This is a genomic window from Frigoribacterium sp. AC394, from assembly GCF_979258095.1.
This window is the reverse complement of the sequence record NZ_OZ409834.1, coordinates 2,002,206-2,019,604: the sequence shown is the minus strand read 5'-3', so window position 1 is coordinate 2,019,604 and position 17,399 is coordinate 2,002,206. Positions and strand designations below refer to the sequence as shown.

The 17,399-nt window shown below is 72.0% G+C and carries 16 protein-coding genes; 1 reads left to right on the top strand and 15 read right to left on the bottom strand.

Going from position 1 to position 17,399, the window contains the following annotated elements; translation table 11 throughout:
• Window positions 1-66: 66 nt before the first annotated feature.
• The 4 genes from ACZZY9_RS09355 to ACZZY9_RS09340 form a co-directional block, all read right to left on the bottom strand.
• Window positions 67-549 (bottom strand): SseB family protein, encoded by a 483-nt coding sequence (locus ACZZY9_RS09355; RefSeq protein ID WP_463463878.1) that lies wholly within the window; start codon window positions 547-549, stop codon window positions 67-69.
• 3 nt (window positions 550-552) lie between these two features.
• Window positions 553-1,236: a hypothetical protein gene (locus ACZZY9_RS09350; RefSeq protein ID WP_463463877.1), complete on the bottom strand. Its 684-nt coding sequence runs from the start codon at window positions 1,234-1,236 to the stop codon at window positions 553-555.
• Window positions 1,237-1,372: 136 nt separating this feature from the next.
• Window positions 1,373-1,906 (bottom strand): amino-acid N-acetyltransferase, encoded by a 534-nt coding sequence (locus ACZZY9_RS09345; protein WP_243214859.1) that lies wholly within the window; start codon window positions 1,904-1,906, stop codon window positions 1,373-1,375.
• A 107-nt stretch (window positions 1,907-2,013) separates the two neighbouring features.
• Complete coding sequence (locus tag ACZZY9_RS09340) at window positions 2,014-4,503, bottom strand: ATP-dependent Clp protease ATP-binding subunit (protein ID WP_192061742.1); 2,490 nt, start codon at window positions 4,501-4,503, stop codon at window positions 2,014-2,016.
• 252 nt (window positions 4,504-4,755) lie between these two features.
• On the opposite strand from ACZZY9_RS09340, the gene ACZZY9_RS09335 reads away from it, so the two are divergent.
• Window positions 4,756-5,718, top strand: coding sequence for an NAD(+)/NADH kinase (locus ACZZY9_RS09335; protein WP_463463876.1), 963 nt, complete (start codon window positions 4,756-4,758; stop codon window positions 5,716-5,718).
• A gap of 389 nt (window positions 5,719-6,107) precedes the next feature.
• On the opposite strand, the gene ACZZY9_RS09330 is transcribed toward ACZZY9_RS09335, so the two are convergent.
• The 11 genes from ACZZY9_RS09330 to folP all read right to left on the bottom strand — a co-directional run bounded on the left by ACZZY9_RS09330 (window position 6,108) and on the right by folP (window position 17,377).
• Window positions 6,108-7,172 (bottom strand): hypothetical protein, encoded by a 1,065-nt coding sequence (locus ACZZY9_RS09330; protein WP_463463875.1) that lies wholly within the window; start codon window positions 7,170-7,172, stop codon window positions 6,108-6,110.
• A 407-nt stretch (window positions 7,173-7,579) separates the two neighbouring features.
• Window positions 7,580-8,605, bottom strand: a complete 1,026-nt coding sequence (locus ACZZY9_RS09325) for a sigma-70 family RNA polymerase sigma factor (RefSeq protein ID WP_192061739.1) — start codon at window positions 8,603-8,605, stop codon at window positions 7,580-7,582.
• Window positions 8,606-9,106: 501 nt separating this feature from the next.
• Window positions 9,107-9,352: a hypothetical protein gene (locus tag ACZZY9_RS09320; RefSeq protein ID WP_192061782.1), complete on the bottom strand. Its 246-nt coding sequence runs from the start codon at window positions 9,350-9,352 to the stop codon at window positions 9,107-9,109.
• 24 nt (window positions 9,353-9,376) lie between these two features.
• Complete coding sequence (gene lysS / locus ACZZY9_RS09315) at window positions 9,377-10,930, bottom strand: lysine--tRNA ligase (RefSeq protein WP_463463874.1); 1,554 nt, start codon at window positions 10,928-10,930, stop codon at window positions 9,377-9,379.
• Window positions 10,931-10,980: 50 nt separating this feature from the next.
• Window positions 10,981-11,742: a Rossmann-like and DUF2520 domain-containing protein gene (locus tag ACZZY9_RS09310; RefSeq protein ID WP_463463873.1), complete on the bottom strand. Its 762-nt coding sequence runs from the start codon at window positions 11,740-11,742 to the stop codon at window positions 10,981-10,983.
• Window positions 11,739-13,745 (bottom strand): PH domain-containing protein, encoded by a 2,007-nt coding sequence (locus ACZZY9_RS09305; protein WP_463463872.1) that lies wholly within the window; start codon window positions 13,743-13,745, stop codon window positions 11,739-11,741. Before ACZZY9_RS09305 ends, ACZZY9_RS09310 begins: the two co-directional genes overlap by 4 nt.
• Complete coding sequence (locus ACZZY9_RS09300; RefSeq protein WP_463463871.1) at window positions 13,742-14,254, bottom strand: PH domain-containing protein; 513 nt, start codon at window positions 14,252-14,254, stop codon at window positions 13,742-13,744. The genes ACZZY9_RS09305 and ACZZY9_RS09300 overlap by 4 nt, the downstream gene beginning before the upstream one ends.
• Before the next feature lie 45 nt (window positions 14,255-14,299).
• Window positions 14,300-14,770, bottom strand: coding sequence for a DUF3180 domain-containing protein (locus ACZZY9_RS09295; RefSeq protein WP_463463870.1), 471 nt, complete (start codon window positions 14,768-14,770; stop codon window positions 14,300-14,302).
• Window positions 14,767-15,411 (bottom strand): 2-amino-4-hydroxy-6-hydroxymethyldihydropteridine diphosphokinase, encoded by a 645-nt coding sequence (gene folK / locus ACZZY9_RS09290; RefSeq protein WP_463463869.1) that lies wholly within the window; start codon window positions 15,409-15,411, stop codon window positions 14,767-14,769. Before folK ends, ACZZY9_RS09295 begins: the two co-directional genes overlap by 4 nt.
• Entirely contained in the window at window positions 15,408-15,827 is a 420-nt protein-coding gene (folB, locus tag ACZZY9_RS09285; protein WP_463463868.1) for a dihydroneopterin aldolase, read from the bottom strand. Before folB ends, folK begins: the two co-directional genes overlap by 4 nt.
• A complete protein-coding gene (folP, locus tag ACZZY9_RS09280) occupies window positions 15,824-17,377 on the bottom strand; it encodes a dihydropteroate synthase (RefSeq protein WP_463463867.1) in 1,554 nt (517 codons plus the stop codon). The genes folB and folP overlap by 4 nt, the downstream gene beginning before the upstream one ends.
• Window positions 17,378-17,399: the final 22 nt, after the last annotated feature.

Below are 17,399 nucleotides of genomic sequence, written 5' to 3'. Positions count from 1 at the left end.
GGCAGGGACGTCGGCCAGCGGCATCGAGGCATCGTCGGCCAGCGACATCGACCGGCAGCGGGTCGACTAGTGCAGAGCCTTCAGCAGGTCCTCCGGCGTGGCCGCCATCGTGTGCGGCCCGGCGATGTCGAAGAACACCTGCTCGAGCACGTCGAGGTGCACCTCCAGGAAGGCCCGCAACGCCGACGCGTCGTACAGCATCACCTGACGGTTCGTGTCGTTCGGCACCATCGCCGCATACGCGTCAGCCGACGAGAACAGCAGCAGGATCCGCTTGTCGGTGTTCTCACGCCCGAAGACGCGCACCTGCTCGGCCGCACCGAACGCCACACCATCGGCGTCAGCACCGTCAGCACCGTCAGCACCCTCGGCGCCGGCACCACCGGCAGCCCCGGCAGCACCGGCACCCTCGGCAGCAGCCGACGCATCGGCCACGAGCTTCGGCACCACGACCACGTCATGGCGCAGCGCGAACGCGACGGCGGCGACGTCCTGGCTGGCCAGGGCCAGCTCGAGCGCCTCGGAACGGGGGTCAGCAGCTTCGGTCATCGCTCAGTTCAAGATCATCGGGGCGGGGTCGGCCGACGTGATGTCGCCGACGAAGACGGAGAGTCGGTAGGTCGCGCCATCGGCCGGCACGGGGCTGCGCGACTCGCTGTCGCAGGTGTCGGGCGACGACCGCGTGCGGTCCCACGCGATCGCCGGGGTCTCGAGCGTCTGCCCGGCCGTCAGCGTCACATCCTGATCGGTGCCGTTCACCTGGCAGTCCTTCGACGACCAGTACTGCTCCTCACCACTCGAGACGACCAGACGCTGCTGGTTCGACCCCAGGTTGATGACGCAGTCGGCATCGCCGGTGTTCGTGATCGACATGGCCATCTGCGGCAGCTCGGTGGCCGCGTACGACTCCTTGTCGAGGATCGCCGCCAGGGCGATGTCCGCGGGCTCGCACGCCGTGCCGTCGGTCGCGGCCGTCGGATCGGCGCTGGGCTCGGGCGTCGCATCGGCGGCAGGAGCCGTCTCGGCGGGTGCCGTAGCGGCGGCGTCGGCCGAGCCGTCGGCGGCAGGAGCGCTCGACGTCGCCGCCGCACCTGGCTCGCTCGCACCCGACCCGGGTCGCACGACGATCAGCACGATGATGACGATCACCGCGATCAGCCCGAGGGCCACCACGGCACGTCGACGCCAGTACACCGAGGGCGGCTGCGGCCCGGTCGGATTCTTGAACGTCGACATGCGCACAAGCTAACCGCAGGTCAGCCCGCGAACCCGGCACCCCGGCGGCGTGTGGGCTGAGAATCGCCCCAGCAGCAGCCGAGGAGGCGCGGTGCCGGCGCCCCGAGGCAGCCGGACGAGCGCCCGACCCGCCCGGTCAGTCGAGCGCGGGCAGCGCCTTCAGCATGCGCGAGTTGCCGAGCGTGTTCGGCTTGACCCGCGCCAGGTCGAGGAACTCCGCCACACCCTCGTCCGTCGACCGCACGAGCTCGCCGTACACCTCGGGCGGCACGAGCCCCTCGTCGCCCACGTTGAGGTACCCGTGCTTCTCGAAGAAGTCGACCTCGAACGTCAGGCAGAACAGGCGCCCGATCTCGAGTCGGCGCGCGGCGCCTTCGAGGGCCTCGAGGAGGCGGTGGCCGACACCCCGACGGATCCATGCGGCATCGAGAGCGAGCGTCCGCACCTCGGCCAGATCGTCCCACATGACGTGCAGCGCTCCGCAGCCGATGGGGGTGCCGTCGGGGCCGACGGCGATCTGGAACTCCTGCACGTCGCCGTACAGCGTCACGAGGTCCTTGCCGAGCAGGATGCGCTTCTGCACGAAGGGCTCGCAGAGCCGCTGGATGTGCGGCACGTCGCTGACGACGGCGTCGCGGACGGTGATGCCGAACTGGTCCGCTGTGGTCATCGGGCCAGCCTACTCAGGCCGACCCGCGCCTCCTCGGCTGCGGACACGCCGAAGGGCGGCCCGGCCGGAGCCGGACCGCCCTCGCGGTGAATCGGATGGACCCTCGATCAGCTCTCGATCTCGGGGGCGTCGCCCACCAGGACCTCGTCGCGACCGGGCTGGCGCGACGTCTCGAAGGTGAACTCGCCGTCGACGAAGTCGATCGCGACGTGGTCGCCCGCGGTCAGGTCGCCCGTGAGGATGCGCTCGGACAGACGGTCTTCCACCTCGTGCTGGATCGCACGACGCAGCGGACGAGCACCCAGCGACGGGTCGAAACCGATCTTGATGAGCTGCTCCTTCGCGGGCAGCGTCAGGACGGTCGTCATGTCGCGGTCGAGCAGTCGCTCGGACAGGCGCTTCACGAACAGGTCGACGATCTGCAGCAGCTCGGGCTTGCTCAGCTGCGGGAACACGATGGTGTCGTCCACGCGGTTGAGGAACTCGGGCTTGAAGTGCTTCTTCAGCTCTTCGTTGACCTTGGCGCGCATCCGGTCGTAACCGGTCGCCGTGTCGCTGTCGCTCTGGAAGCCGACGGGGCCACCCGCGATGCCCTTCGACCCGAGGTTGGTCGTCATGATGATGACCGTGTTCTTGAAGTCGACGACGCGACCCTGACCGTCGGTCAGACGACCCTCTTCGAGCACCTGCAGCAGCGAGTTGAAGATGTCGGGGTGGGCCTTCTCGATCTCGTCGAACAGAACCACGGAGAACGGCTTGCGGCGGACCTTCTCGGTCAGCTGCCCGCCCTCTTCGAAGCCGACGAACCCGGGAGGGGCGCCGAACAGACGCGAGACGGTGTGCTTCTCGCCGTACTCGGACATGTCGAGCGAGATGAGCGCGCCCTCGTCGTCGAACAGGAACTCGGCGAGCGCCTTGGCCAGCTCGGTCTTACCGACACCGGTCGGACCGGCGAAGATGAACGAGCCGGAGGGGCGGTTCGGGTCTTTCAGACCGGCCCGCGTGCGGCGGATGGTCTTCGAGAGCGCCGCGATGGCCTCTTCTTGACCGATGACGCGCTGGTGCAGCGCCTTCTCCATGAAGACGAGACGCGAGGTCTCCTCTTCGGTGAGCTTGAAGACGGGGATGCCGGTCGCCTGGGCCAGCACCTCGGCGATGATGCCCTCGTCGACGGTTCCGCCGGCTCCGGCTTCGCCTGAACGCCACTGCTTCTCGAGTCGGAGACGCTCGCCGAGCAGCTTCTTCTCTTCGTCGCGCAGCGAGGCGGCCTTCTCGAAGTCCTGATCTTCGATCGCGCCCTCCTTCTGCCCGCGGACGCCGGCGATGCGCTCGTCGAACTCGCGCAGCTCGGGCGGAGCCGACAGGATCGACAGACGCAGACGCGCGCCGGCCTCGTCGATTAGGTCGATGGCCTTGTCGGGCAGGAACCGGTCGCTGACGTAGCGGTCGGCGAGGTTCGCCGCCGACACGATGGCGCCGTCGGTGATCGAGACCTTGTGGAACGCCTCGTACTTGTCGCGGAGGCCCTTGAGGATGTTGATCGTGTGGGGCAGCGAGGGCTCGTGCACCTGGACCGACTGGAAGCGGCGCTCGAGAGCGGCGTCCTTCTCGAAGTGCTTGCGGTACTCGTCGAGCGTGGTCGCACCGATCGTCTGCAGCTCGCCGCGGGCGAGCAGCGGCTTCAGGATCGACGCGGCGTCGATGGCGCCCTCGGCGGCACCCGCACCCACCAGGGTGTGGATCTCGTCGATGAAGACGATGATGTCGCCGCGGGTGCGGATCTCCTTGGTCACCTTCTTCAGGCGCTCCTCGAAGTCACCGCGGTAGCGGCTGCCGGCGATCAGCGAGCCGAGGTCGAGCGAGTAGAGCTGCTTGTCTTTCAGCGTCTCGGGGACCTCGCCCTTGACGATCGCCTGGGCCAGACCCTCGACGACGGCCGTCTTGCCGACACCGGGCTCGCCGATCAGCACGGGGTTGTTCTTCGAGCGGCGGGAGAGGATCTGCATGACCCGCTCCATCTCCTTCTCGCGCCCGATGACCGGGTCGAGCTTGTTGTCGCGCGCCGCCTGCGTCAGGTTGCGACCGAACTGGTCGAGGACCTGACTGCCGCCCTGAGCGCCCTGGGTCGCTTCGCCGCCCACGGCCACCGCCTCCTTGCCCTGGTAGCCGGAGAGGAGCTGGATGACCTGCTGGCGGACCCGGTTGAGGTCGGCGCCGAGCTTGACGAGCACCTGGGCGGCGACGCCCTCACCCTCGCGGATGAGGCCGAGCAGGATGTGCTCGGTGCCGATGTAGTTGTGGCCGAGCTGCAGCGCTTCGCGCAGGCTCAGCTCGAGGACCTTCTTCGCCCGGGGCGTGAAGGGGATGTGACCGGTCGGCTGCTGCTGGCCCTGACCGATGATGTCCTGGACCTGCTCGCGCACGGCGTCGAGCGAGATGCCCAGAGACTCGAGGGCCTTGGCGGCGACGCCTTCGCCCTCGTGGATGAGACCGAGCAGGATGTGCTCGGTACCGATGTAGTTGTGGTTGAGCATCTTCGCCTCTTCTTGGGCGAGGACGACGACGCGACGGGCACGGTCGGTGAATCTCTCGAACATCTTCTTTGCTCCCTAGGTGACGGGGTGGAGTTGTCGCCACCGATACGCAGTCGGTGCCCGCAGGGGGTGGCACCGGTTTACACAGAGAGTAACCACGGGACACCGCTTAATCAGCCCCTGTTCGCTGGGGGCATAGAGCGGCCTCGCGACGGGCCGCGGGAGGCCTCCGGGGTCGGGCTGCGGCAGGCCCGCGACGGGCCACGGCAGGCCTCCGGGGTCGGGCTGACAGGGCCGACGACTAGCCTCGGCCCCATGGGCACCTTCACCGTCGGGCTCGTCCCGCACCCCACCAAGTCGGTCGTCGACAGCGTCGCGATCCTCCGCGACTGGACGGCGCGATCCGACGCGCACCTGCTCGCGATGACCGCCGACGCGGCCCGGGTCGGCGACGGCGTCGAGCTCGTCGACGAGGGCGTCTTCCGCGAGCGCGTGTCGGTCGTGGTGGCGCTCGGCGGCGACGGGACGATGCTCGGCGCGATGCGCCTCGTGGCCGAACGGCCGGTGCCCGTGCTGGGCGTGAACTACGGCAACGTGGGGTTCCTGGTCGAGGTCGAGCCGCGCGACCTGCCCGAGGCCCTCGATCGGATCGGCGGGAAGCAGTTCTCGCTGGAGGCGCACCACGCCCTCGAGGTGACCCACACCTCGTCCGGCTTCGAGAACACCTACCTGGCCTTCAACGACGTCTCGGTGGCACGGCGCCCCGGCGAGGGCGTCGTCAGCGCCGACCTCGTGCTCGACGACACCCCCTACGGCTTCTACAAGGCCGACGCGATCGTCGCCTCGACGCCGGCCGGCTCGACCGCTTACAACTACGCCGCCGGAGGGCCGATCCTGTCGCCGGCCGTGGCGGCCGTCGTGGTCACCCCGGTCGCCCCCATGTCGGGCATCGACCGCTCGGTGGTGCTGGGCCCGCGCGAGCTGCTGCGGTTCGAGATCGGCGACGGCACGCACTCCGCCGCGCTCGAGATCGACGGACGCGTCATGGCCGACGTGAGCGCCGGGTGCGTGGTCGCGCTCCGGCTGCGCCGCGACGCGGGCCAGGTCATCCGACTCGACGCCGACCGGCACGGACGCAAGGGGCGCCTGAAGCTGAGCCTGCTCGACCTGCCGCTGCGCGAGGACCAGCTGCTCGAGCTCGTGCCGAGCGACGTGCGGGCGCGGTTCCGCGAGCGCGTGGAGCGCGGCGAGCGCGCGGAGCGCGGCGAGCGGCCGTAACCGGTCACCTGCCTGCCCGCCCGTCGCTCGAACGTCAGCCCGCGCCACTCGGTACCGCTCGACCCCAGACGGTGGGCAGAAGATGCCCCTCGCGCGGCGCTGAAGGGCACCTTCTGACCAACCTCACGAGCCCCACCGCCACGGTGGTCAGAAGACGCCCTTCGCGCGGCGCTGAAGGGCACCTTCTGACCAACCTCACGAGCCCCACCGCCACGGTGGGCAGGAGACGCCGTTCATGGGGCGCCGGTGGGCACCTTCTGACCACCGTGGCCCGAAGCGAACCGCTCGAGGCCAGAGCAGACCTCTCGCGGGTCGACGGGGAGTCTTCGCCGGGCACGCAGCGACATCATCCGACCACCCGCTCGGTATCGCTCGCGGCCGCCGCCTGTCTAGGCGAGAAGACGCTCGACGCGGGCCACGAGTTCTGCGGCCCGCCGCCCGTCGAGGTCGTCGCCCGTACAACGGACCGTCCGCCAGCCCGCGTCGGCGAAACGCTCGCGCCTCAGGATGTCGTGCCGGAACCGACGACGATCGAGCCGGTGCTCGTCACCCTCGTACTCGATCGCGACCTTGCGCCACCGGTACCGCAGGTCCGGCCTGCCGAGATAGCGACCGCTGGCGTCATAGGTCGGCTGGTTGATCTCGGGCTCGGGCAACCCCGCACGGACGAGAAGGAGGCGCAGGTCGGTCTCCCTCGGCGACTCGACGCCCGGGCGGATCAGCTCGAGAGCCGCTCGAACCCGCCCGGCCCCGGGGACCCGGCCCACTGCGGCGATCGCGGCGATGAGCTCGTCGATCGACCGTTCGCGCGCCTCCGCGTGCGGCGACCACGAGCCGACCAGAGCGTCGCCCGCTCGGACGAGCTCGTCGAGGCTCAGGAGGGTGCCGGACCGCGCCCAGGCCGAGAGGGGATCATCGACCGGCAGTGCTCTCCGGGCAGAGCTCGCGCTGCCTCGCGACGTTGGTGACGAGACATCGAGCCGCGTCGGATCGGGCAGACGCGTCCGCGTCGACCGGTGCCCGACGACGCCCGGCCGACGTGGGCCGCGCCCGACGCTCGTGCTGACGTGCAACGCCTCGACCCCGGTGCTCACCCGGCGGGGGACCGGCAGATTCCAGATCGCGAGCGCCGTGGCGTGTGAGAAGAACCAGCCGCTCAGCATGACGGGCTGCAGCGCCAGCGCCCGGTCGATGACCACGGCCGACGGCCTCTGTGGGGCGGTGGACTCGAACCCCGTACGGCCCGGCGCCGACTCCATCGCCAGGCCAGGCGGCCGGGCGTCGGGCACGGCACGGTCGTGACTCGCGATGCGCTCGGAGGAGAGACGGACTCCGCGATGCGGAGCCACGAGATCGGGGCCGCGGAGACGCTTGGCCCCCAGACCGGCCTCTCTCGCTTCGGCGACGGAGAACGGACGATCGACGAGGTCAGGGGGCAGAGGGATGCGGGGCATGAGGCGAGACTGGCCCGGCTGAGTCGACCCGCGCCTCCTCGGCTCCGCCCCCTGTGGACGATTCGGCCCCGCCTGCGACTGGGGAGGGCCCGCCTCACGGCACAAGCCCGCAGAGCACCGCGGGCCGACGGCTCACGGTGGGCAGAAAGCGCCCCTCAGGCACCCCGTGAAAGGCGACTTCCGACCAACGTCAGCCGAGGCGCGCGCAGCAGGGTCCCACGGTGGGCAGAAAGCACCCCTCCAGCACCCCGCGAAGGGCGACTTCGGACCAACGTCAGCCGGGCACGAGCGCGAGCGACGGGCGACGGGCCACCAGCGACGAGCGCGCACGGCGAAGGGCCGCCACCCGAGCGGACTCGGGGCGGCGGCCCTCCGGTGTAGCAGACGAGCGCGAGCGCCCGACAGGCCTACTGCAGGTACAGCTGCAGGTCCTGGCTGACGGCCTTCGCGAACATGCGCAGGCGGGCGCGGCTCTCGACGCGCGAGACGGCCTGGCGCGACGAGTGGACGCGCTTCGAGATCTCGTCGAGGGTCATCGGCTGGTCGTCGTCGAGGCCGAAGCGCATGCGGATCACGCGCGCCTCGTCGTCGGGCAGCGTCGCCACGAGGGCGTGCATATCGCGGTTCAGCAGCGAGTTCTCGGTCGCGGCGGTCGGCGAGGGCGTCTCTTCGTCTTCGATGAAGTCGCCCAGCTCGCTGTCCTCCGCGTCGCCGACGACGGTGTGGATCGACACCGGCTCGTGCGAACGCGACTTCAGCTCGACGAGGTCGGCGACCTCCATCGCGACCTCGGCGGCGACCTCGTCGACGGTGGGCGCACGGCCCAGGTCGACGGTCAGGTCGCGCTCGGCCCGCGAGATGCGGTTGATGCGCTCGACCGTGTGCACCGGGATGCGGATGGCGCGCGCCTTGTCGGCGAGCCCGCGGGCGATGGCCTGGCGGATCCACCACGTGGCGTAGGTCGAGAACTTGTAGCCCTGCGTGTAGTCGAACTTCTCGACGGCGCGCACCAGGCCGAGGTTGCCCTCCTGGATGACGTCCATGAAGGGCAGCCCACGCTGCGTGTAGCGCTTCGCGATGCTGACGACGAGGCGCAGGTTGGCGGTGATCATGCGGTCCTTCGCACGCTCGCCGTCGTGCTGCAGCCACTTGAGGTCGCGCATCATCTGGGCGTGGGCCTTGGTGCGGTCCTTCTTGACCGCGTCGGCGGCCTGGAGGTCCTTGATCTTCTCGGCGGCGAACAGGCCGACCTCGATGCGGCGGGCGATCTCGGTCTCCTCGGCCGCGTCGAGGAGGGGCATGCGGCCGATGTGGCGGAGGTAGTCGCCGACCTGGTCGGTGGAGGCCCCGCGGACCTGCGAGAGGACCTCGACTTCGGTGTCGTCGGTCGTCTCGGTGCTGCTGCTGCGCGTGGTGACGGTGGTGGTCGTCATCGTTCTCTCCCTGCTTCGAGTGCTGACTGCGTTGCTGTCGAATAAGTTCGTGAAGCTCTTCGGCGTAGTAAAAGTCTCTCGCTCGACCGAATCCCGGCAAAAGCCGGAGGGGACCTTCACAAGCTTTCTCGGAGGGCGCACACAGGGTTTCGAGTCATTCGGGGTACGAGAACACGTCGTCTTTGACGGCGCACCCCCTGCGGGTGTAGGCACCTCGACGCCGCACAACGGGGTACAGCCCCCGGAGTCGGGGCACAGCGATGCCCGTGATCATGGGCATCTCGGGGCGCGAGCGGCACGTCGAGGGGGACGCCGTCCACCGATGCACACATCGGGTACGGCTGCTCTATCTTTTTCAGCCCACCGGGCACCCTCCGTTCGGTTCACGGCTAGGGGGACAACTCCGCTCGTGTCTGCACGGCGCCCGAGACAGCACGAACGCCCGCCGACGTGGTCGGACGGGCGTTCGGGGAGAAGCCGGGGAGAGGAGCCGAGGAGGCGCTACGACGTGGCCGCGCGGCGATCGCCGTCGAGGCGGTCGCCCCCACGGCGGTCGGCCGCGATGCGCTCGGCCTCGAAGTCGGCGGCGGCGACCTTGGCGCGCTCTTCGGCCTCGATCTTGGAGTACGCGGAGCGTTCCGTCCGGTCGGCGCGGATCAGCGAGCGCACGACGAACCAGAAGATGAGGCCGACGACGATGGTCGGCGTCAACGAGAAGACGAACGCTCCGAGATAGGTTTCAGGCACTCGTCAAGGGTACGTCTCGGGATGTCACTTCACCAGCGGGAACAGGATCGTCTCGCGGATCCCCAGGCCCGTGATCGCCATCAGCAGGCGGTCGATGCCCATGCCCATCCCGCCGCTCGGCGGCATGCCGTGCTCGAGGGCCGTCAGGAAGTCCTCGTCGAGGCGCATGGCCTCGACGTCGCCGCGGGCGCCCAGGGCCGCCTGCTCGACGAAGCGCTCGCGCTGCACGACCGGGTCGACGAGCTCGGAGTACGCCGTGGCGAGCTCGAACCCGCGGACGTAGAGATCCCACTTCTCGACCACGCCCGGCTTCGAGCGGTGGCTGCGGACGAGGGGGCTCGTGTCGACCGGGAAGTCCATGACGAAGGTCGGGCGGTCGAGCGACGGCTTGACGAAGTGCTCCCAGAGCTCTTCGACGAGCTTGCCGTGCGTCTCGTGCGGCACGACGAGGTCGACGGTGGCGGCGAGCGCCTGCAGGTTGGCGACCGAGGTGGCGGGGGTGACCTCGACGCCGGCGGCCTCGCTGAGCGACTCGTACATGGGCACGCGGGCCCACTCGCCGCCGAGGTCGTACTCGGTGCCGTCGGCGAGGGTGACGAGGTGCGTGCCGGCGACGGCGAAGGCGGCGTTCTGCACCATCTCCTGCGTCAGTCGCGCCATCTGCTCGTAGTCGCCGTAGGCCTGGTACGCCTCGACCATCGCGAACTCGGGCGAGTGCGTCGAGTCGGCGCCCTCGTTGCGGAAGTTGCGGTTGATCTCGAAGACGCGGTCGATGCCGCCGACCACAGCCCGCTTGAGGAACAGCTCGGGCGCGATGCGGAGGAACAGCTCGGTGTCGAACGCGTTGCTGTGGGTCTGGAAGGGTCGGGCCGCGGCGCCGCCGTGCATGGTCTGCAGCATGGGCGTCTCGACCTCGAGGTACTCGTGCGAGTCGAAGGTGCGACGGAGCGACGCGACGGCGGCGGCGCGGGCCCGCACGGTGGCGCGGGCCTGGTCTCGCACGATCAGGTCGAGGTAGCGCTGACGCACGCGGGTCTCTTCGCTGAGCTCGCCGTGCAGGTTGGGCAGCGGCAGGATCGCCTTCGACGCGATGGTCCAGTCGGTGACCATGATCGACAGCTCGCCCCGGCGCGACGAGATGACCTCGCCGGTGACGAAGACGTGGTCGCCCAGGTCGACGAGCTCCTTCCAGTCGGCGAGCGACTGCTCGCCCACCTCGGCCAGCGACACCATCGCCTGGATGCGCGACCCGTCGCCCGCCTGCAGTGCGGCGAAGCAGAGCTTGCCCGTGTTGCGGGCGTGCACGATGCGACCGGCGAGCCCCACGACGTCGCCCGACCGGCTGTCGGTCTCGAGCTCGGCGTGACGGGCGCGGACGGCGGCGATCGTGTCGGAGACGGGCACCCCGACCGGGTAGGCCTCACGACCCGAGTCGAGCAGACGCTGCCGCTTGGCGAGGCGCACCTGCTTCTGCTCGGACGCCTCGCGCGCCTCCTCGCTGACCGCCTGGCCGTCGGCGGCGGCGCCTGCCGCGCCGTCGAGCGCGGGGGTGGAGGTGGGGTCGGGCGAGACGGTCATGTGTCAGCTGCTCCAGCGAGGGGGAAGAGGATGTGGGAGGCGCGGTGCCGTCAGGCGCGCGGGTCGCCGAACGCGGACGGCCCGTCGTCGAACGAGGCCACGTCGATGGTACCGGGGCCGACCGACCCCTCGGCGATGCCGAGGGCGCGGTCCATCGCCGACCGGACCAGCGGGGCGATGACGCGCCCCGGCTCGGGCATGCCCAGCTCGGCCAGCAGACCGACCGACTGGGTGACGATCGCGGCCGAGAACTCGGTCGCCGTCGCGACGGCCTCGGCGTACCGGGGGCGGTCGGCGTCGGCGACGAGCACGGGCTCGGCGCCCATCTCGACGACGAGCGCCTGCCCGATCGGCTGCACCGGCACGGGCGCCGTGACCGCGCAGTACGCGCCGCGGAGCCGCACGAGGTCGATGGTGGTGCCGGTGAACGTGAGCGCCGGGTGGATCGCGAGCGGGATGACGCCGGCGGCGAGCGCGGGTCTCAGCACCTCGAGCCCGTGCACGGCCGAGGTGTGCACGACGCGCTGCCCCGGCTGCCAGCCGCCCGTCTCGGCGAGCCCCGCGACGAGGTCGGCGAGCTGGTCGTCGGGCACGGCGAGCAGCACGAGCTCGCTGCGTTCGACGACCTCCTGCACGGTCAGCACGGGCACGCCCGGCAGGATCGCCTCGGCGCGGTCGCGGGCCCGCTCGGAGACGGCCGAGATGCCGACCACCGCGTGCCCGGCGGCGGCGAGGGCGGCCCCGAGGATGGGCCCGACGTGCCCGGCTCCGATCACACCGACGCCGAGCCGTCCGCTGCGCTGAGCGCTCATGGGCGCTCCCCCGCGCCGTCCGCGCCGTCCGAGACGGGCCCGGCGGCGGCCGCATCGGGAGTCCCCGCAGGAGGCGCGGCGTCCGTCCCCGCAGGAGCCGCGGCGTCGGTCCCCGAAGGAGGCGCGGCGTCCGTCCCCGAACGAGCCGCCCCCTCTGCGGACGCCCCGCTCACCGCCGCCGACAGCCACCGGTGCGTCCGGTCGGCGCGCGCCGCGCCCACGGCGTCGCGCCCCGCGGCGTGGAAGAACTCGAGCGCGTCGTTCTCGTCGAGCGCCCCGATCTGAGCCGTGATCGGCCCCTGGACGGTGTGCACGGTCACCTCGGCGAGACGCAGCCGGCGCAGCAGCGGCCCCTGCCGCAGGGCGACGCTCTGCATGCGCGGCAGCGGCACGACGACGAGTCGCCGCCAGACGGCCCCGGTGCGCAGCAGCACCGCGCCGGGCGCCGAGCGGAACCCGTTGCGTCGCCACGAGAACCAGCGCAGCACGGCCGCACGACGCGGCGAGACGGTGAACCCGCCGTCGTCGCCCTTCGCGGTCAGACCCTGCTCGATGATCGACACGGTGCGGGCGGCGTGCTCGCCCGCGTTCTCGCGGAACCCGCGCGCAGCGCCCACCGGATCGGAGGCGACCGCGTCGGAGGTGGCGACCAGCGCCTCCTCGGTGACGGGCTCCGTCGGGGCGACCAGCGCCTCCTCGGTGTCGGCGTCCGCGGCGGCCACTCCGACGAGCTCGGGCAGCACGAACTCGAGCACCCGACGCACGTCGGCCATGTCGCCCACCGGCAGGATGCTGGTGTTGTTCTGACCGTCGGCGCCGTTCGCACTCGACCGCGAGGCGCGGTTGATCGAGATCTCCCACCAGCCGAACGGCCGCCAGAGCAGCGGCTGACTGACCTTGACCGAGTGGATGCGCCCGGGGGGCAGCGTCTCGTTCGTGGTCGAGAAGAGGCCGTAGCCGATGCGGATGCCGTCGCGGGTCGACGCGATGCTGAAGCGCAGCGACTTCGAGATGCGGTTGACGAAGAACCCGCCCGAGCCGAGCAGCGCGGGCAGCATCGCGAACAGCAGGAAGTACTCGCCGGTCACAGCGACGCTGATCGCCACCGCGACGGCCGCCGCGACGATGAACAGCGTGTAGCCGCTCAGCAGCACCGAGCCGACCAGGCGACCCGGTTCGATGCGGACGACCGAGTCGGGGTCGGCCTCGCGGGGGTCGAGCTCGGGCGCGAGGAACTCGTGCGCGCGCTGCTCGACGACGCCGCCGAGCCCGGTGCGGTGGGCGACCGGCGGGGTGCCGGGGGCTCCGTCGACGACGGTCGCCGCGCCTCCTCGGTTCGCGGGGTCGTCGCCGGCGAGCGCGGACGTCGTCTCGGGTCGGCGGGCTCCGGAGGCGCGGCGCAGGATCTCGCGCCGGAGGTCGTCGGCCGCGGCCCCCCGGAGGTACGCGAGCACGACGTTGGCGTCGTCGCCCGCCTGGTTGACCTCGAGCCGGGCGGCCCCGAAGACGCGCGCCAGCAGCGGGCGCTGGATGTTGATGCCCTGGATCCGGTCGAGCCGCGCCCGACGGTTCGTGCGGAACACGACGCCGCTGCGGACCTCGACGATCTCCTCCGTGACACGGAACGTGTTCATCCGCCACGAGAGGTAGAACAGACCGACGAGCGCCGCGATCACCACGACGATGCCGAGCAGCACGAAGCCGATCCAGCCCTGGTCGACCACGTAGCCGAACGGGTCGCCCTCGTCGGAGCCGCCCCGGCGACCGCCCGGCAGGAAGAGCTCGATGGCCCAGTCGCGAGCGTTGTTGACGACGATGCCGAGCAGCACGACGAGCGCGATGCCGCCCTTGAGCACCGGGGTGGCGGGGTGCAGGCGGTGCCACTCGCCGTCGGTCAGCGCCGCGACGGCGGGCGGCGGCGTGGGTGCACCGGGCGACGGGGTGGGTGCGCCGGGCGGCGGGGTGGGTGCGCCGGGCGGCGAGGCGGGGGTGCCGTCGCTCACAGGCCGGCCCGTCGCGACTCGGCGAGGCTCACGAGGCGGTCGCGCAACGCCTCGGCGTCGTCGGCGGGCACCCCGGGGATGGTCACGCCCGACGAGGCCGCGGCCGTGACGAACTTCAGATCGCTGAGACCGAGCGCCCGCACCACGGGGCCGCGGTTGATGTCGATCAGCTGCATGCGGCCGTAGGGCACCGCGACGAAGCGGACGAACATGACGCCCTTGCGCAGGAGCAGGTCGTCGTCGCGCAGCTGGTAGCGGATCGACCGGACGCGCCGGGGCGTGAAGGCGGCCACCAGCGCGAAGATCACGACCACCGCGGCGGTGACGGCGTAGGCCCACCACTGCTCGAGGAGCCACAGGGGCAGGGTGGCGGCCGCCGCGATCAGGCCGGTGACGACCCAGCCGATCAGCTCGGGCCAGACGTACTTGGGCGAGATGCCGGTCCAGGAGCCGGTCACGGCGCCGTCGCGGCGGGCGATGTCGTCGTAGGCGCTGTCGAGTCGATCCATGGCGGAGGTTCCTCCGGTCGGCGGTGGCGAGACGGAACACGGCCCTCAGGCCGCTTGCGCCCCCGGCCCGCCGTCGTCGTCGCCCGGTGGCACCGTGCACATGCGCTCGGCGACGATCCCCGCCACGAGGAGGGCGAGACCCCCCACCACGGCGACGATCGTGGGCACGAGCGAGCCTACCGCGACGGTCACGCCGCGCGTCAGCATGAAGACGAGCACCCCCGCGGCGGCCCCGCCGAACAGCGATCCCGAGAGACTGCTCGCCTTGGCGAGCAGCAGCACCCTCGTCGCGTAGTACGGGTCGATGCGGTCGGTGCTGGTGCCCCGGGCGACGCGGCGCACGGGCACGGCCATGCTGACGACGATGCCGCCGATGGCGAGCAGCACGAGGCCGAGCGGCACCGGGGGCACGAGGGCGGCCATGCCGTTCGCGACCAGGGCGGCGTCGACGACGAAGCCCGCGACGAGGGCCACGAGGCCGAGTGCGATCAGGGTGCCGGGGCGGGTGTGCTTCACGCGGTGACTCCCTGGTCGGGCCGGTCGTCCGTCGACGGGGTGGCCGAGGAGGCGCGGCGCCGGTCGAGCAGCCTCGTCGCCCCGGTCACGGGCCGGGTCCGGTCGGGGAGCCGCGCGATCAGGGCGGCGACCGGTCCGTGGCCGCCGAGCCGCGCCTCCTCGTCGATCTCGAACCAGGGCTCGAGCACGAAGGCGCGCTCGGACGCTCGCGGGTGCGGCAGGGTGAGGCGCTCGGTGTCGAGCTCGAGGTCGCCGAAGACGACGATGTCGATGTCGAGCGTGCGATCTCCCCAGCGGACCTCGCGGGTGCGGCCGTGCTCGGACTCGATGCCGTGCAGCGCGTCGAGCAGCGCCAGGGGGTCGAGGTCGGTGTCGACGAGCGCGACCGCGTTGAGGTACTCGGGGCGCGTCTCGTCGGGGCCGTCGAGCGTCAGCGCCACGGACGACACGGGGGTCGAGGCCGCGACGACGGCGATGCCCGGGGTCGCGTCGAGGGCCCGCACGGCGTCGCCGAGCAGTTCGTCGCGGGCGCCGAGGTTCGAGCCGAGTGCGATGACGGCGCGGGTGGTGGGTGTGCCGGCCGCTCGGGTGGCGGGTGCGCCGGCCGCTCGGATGCTGGGCGCGTGCGGCTCGGCGCTCACGGGCGCTCCCGCACGATGGTGATCGAGACGTCCGAGAACGGAACGGTGATGGGCGCGCTCGGCTTGTGCACGGTGATCTCGGTGCGCACGGCGGCGGGGAACGCGAGGACCACGCCGGCGAGACGCTCGGCCAGGGTCTCGATCAGATCGACGGGGTCGCTCTCGACGGCGGCGACGAGCTGCTCGGCGAGCACGCCGTAGTGCACGGTCGCCTCGAGGTCGTCGCCGGTGGCCGCCGCCCGGGTGTCGAGGTGCACGACGGCGTCGACGACGAACTCCTGACCGTCGCGGCGCTCGTGGTCGAAGACCCCGTGGTGCCCCGTGGCGCGCACGCCGCTCAAGCGGAGCACGTCGAGGCCGACGGCGGCCGTCGCGGCGGGGGCAGCCGCGGCGGGGCTCGTCTCGGCGGAGGTCATGCGTGCCTCGCCGATCGGGTCGACTTCGTGGCGCCCGCCGAGCGGCCCCCCAGCTGCCAGGCCTGCCAGACGTCGAGCGCCGCCCGGGTCGCGGCGACGTCGTGCACGCGCACCGCCCAGACGCCCTCGAGGGCGGCCAGCACGCTGACGACCGCGGTGGCCTGGTCGCGGGCCTCGATCGGAGCGCCCTCGGGCAGCAGCTCGCCGAGGAACCTCTTGCGCGAGGCCCCGACCATCAGCGGCAGCCCGAGACGGCCGAGCCCCCGCAGACCGGCGAGCACCTGCCAGTTCTGCGCGGCGTCCTTCGAGAAGCCGAGACCGGGGTCGAGCACGAGACGGGAGGGGTCGATCCCCTGGGCGACGAGGTCGGCGACGCGCTGCTGCAGCTCGTCGTGCACGTCGGTCACGACGTCGCGGTAGTCGGGCCGGTCGGAGCCGTCGAGCGGCCCGCGCCAGTGCATGGCCACGAAGGTGCTGCCGGTGTCGGCGACGGCCTGCGCCATGAAGCGGTCGGCGAGACCGCCCGAGACGTCGTTGACGATGTCGGCTCCGGCCTCGACGGCCGCGTAGGCCGTGGCGGCGTTCATGGTGTCGATGCTCACCCGGACGCCTTCGGACGCCAGCTGCCGGATGACGGGCAGCACGCGCCGCTGCTCGTCGATCGGGGCGACCCGGGCGCTGCCGGGCCTCGTCGACTCGCCGCCGACGTCGATCACGTCGGCCCCGGCCTCGACCAGCGCCCTCGCGTGCCGCAGGGCGTCGTCGACCTCGACGTAGCGACCGCCGTCGCTGAACGAGTCGGGCGTGACGTTCACGATGCCGACCACGAGGGGTCCGTCGCGTGGCGGGCGCGGTGCCGGCACGGCAGCGGCAGTGGCAGTGGCAGCGGCAGCCGGCGTCGCGGCCGACGTCGCGGCAGCCGTCTCAGCAGACGTCGCGGCCGGCTGCACGATGTCCATCACGAGGGTCGCGGCGTCCGGCTCGACGCCGGGCGAGCTGCTCGCCGGGGGTCGCCGCAGCTCGTCGGCACCGCGGACGGGCGGCACCACGAGACCCGGGGCGGCGTGCGAGCCGACCCGGGTGCGGGTCGCGGCTTCGTCGCGGTCGTCGAGCGGCCCGTCGAAGCGTCCGCCGGCGATGAGGCGGCGTCCGGAGGCGCGGGTCGGCCGGGCGGGCTCGCTCGCCGTGCTCGGACCGCCGGGGGTGCCGGTCGCGGCGGACGGGCTCGCGGTCGCGGAGCCGGCAGGCGCGGAGCCGGCGGTCGCGGAGCCGACGCTCGCGGAGCCGGGTGTCACGGCGGACGGGCCGCCGGGGGTGCGGGTCGCGGGCGTCTGCGTGACCGGGGGCAGCTGGGCCGGGGGGCGGACCGCGGCCCGCTCGCCGAGCGAGAGGACGAGGCGACGTTCGCTGCCGGCAGCCGGCGCGCTGGCCGGCGGTGCGTCGAGCACGACCGGGTCGGGGTAGCGCGCCCTCCCCCGCGGACGCTTCCAGACACGACCGGCCGACGTCTCGTCGGATGCCCGGTGTGCTCCACTCGGTGAGTCGGTCACGGGGAGGCGCCTCCGATCGGGG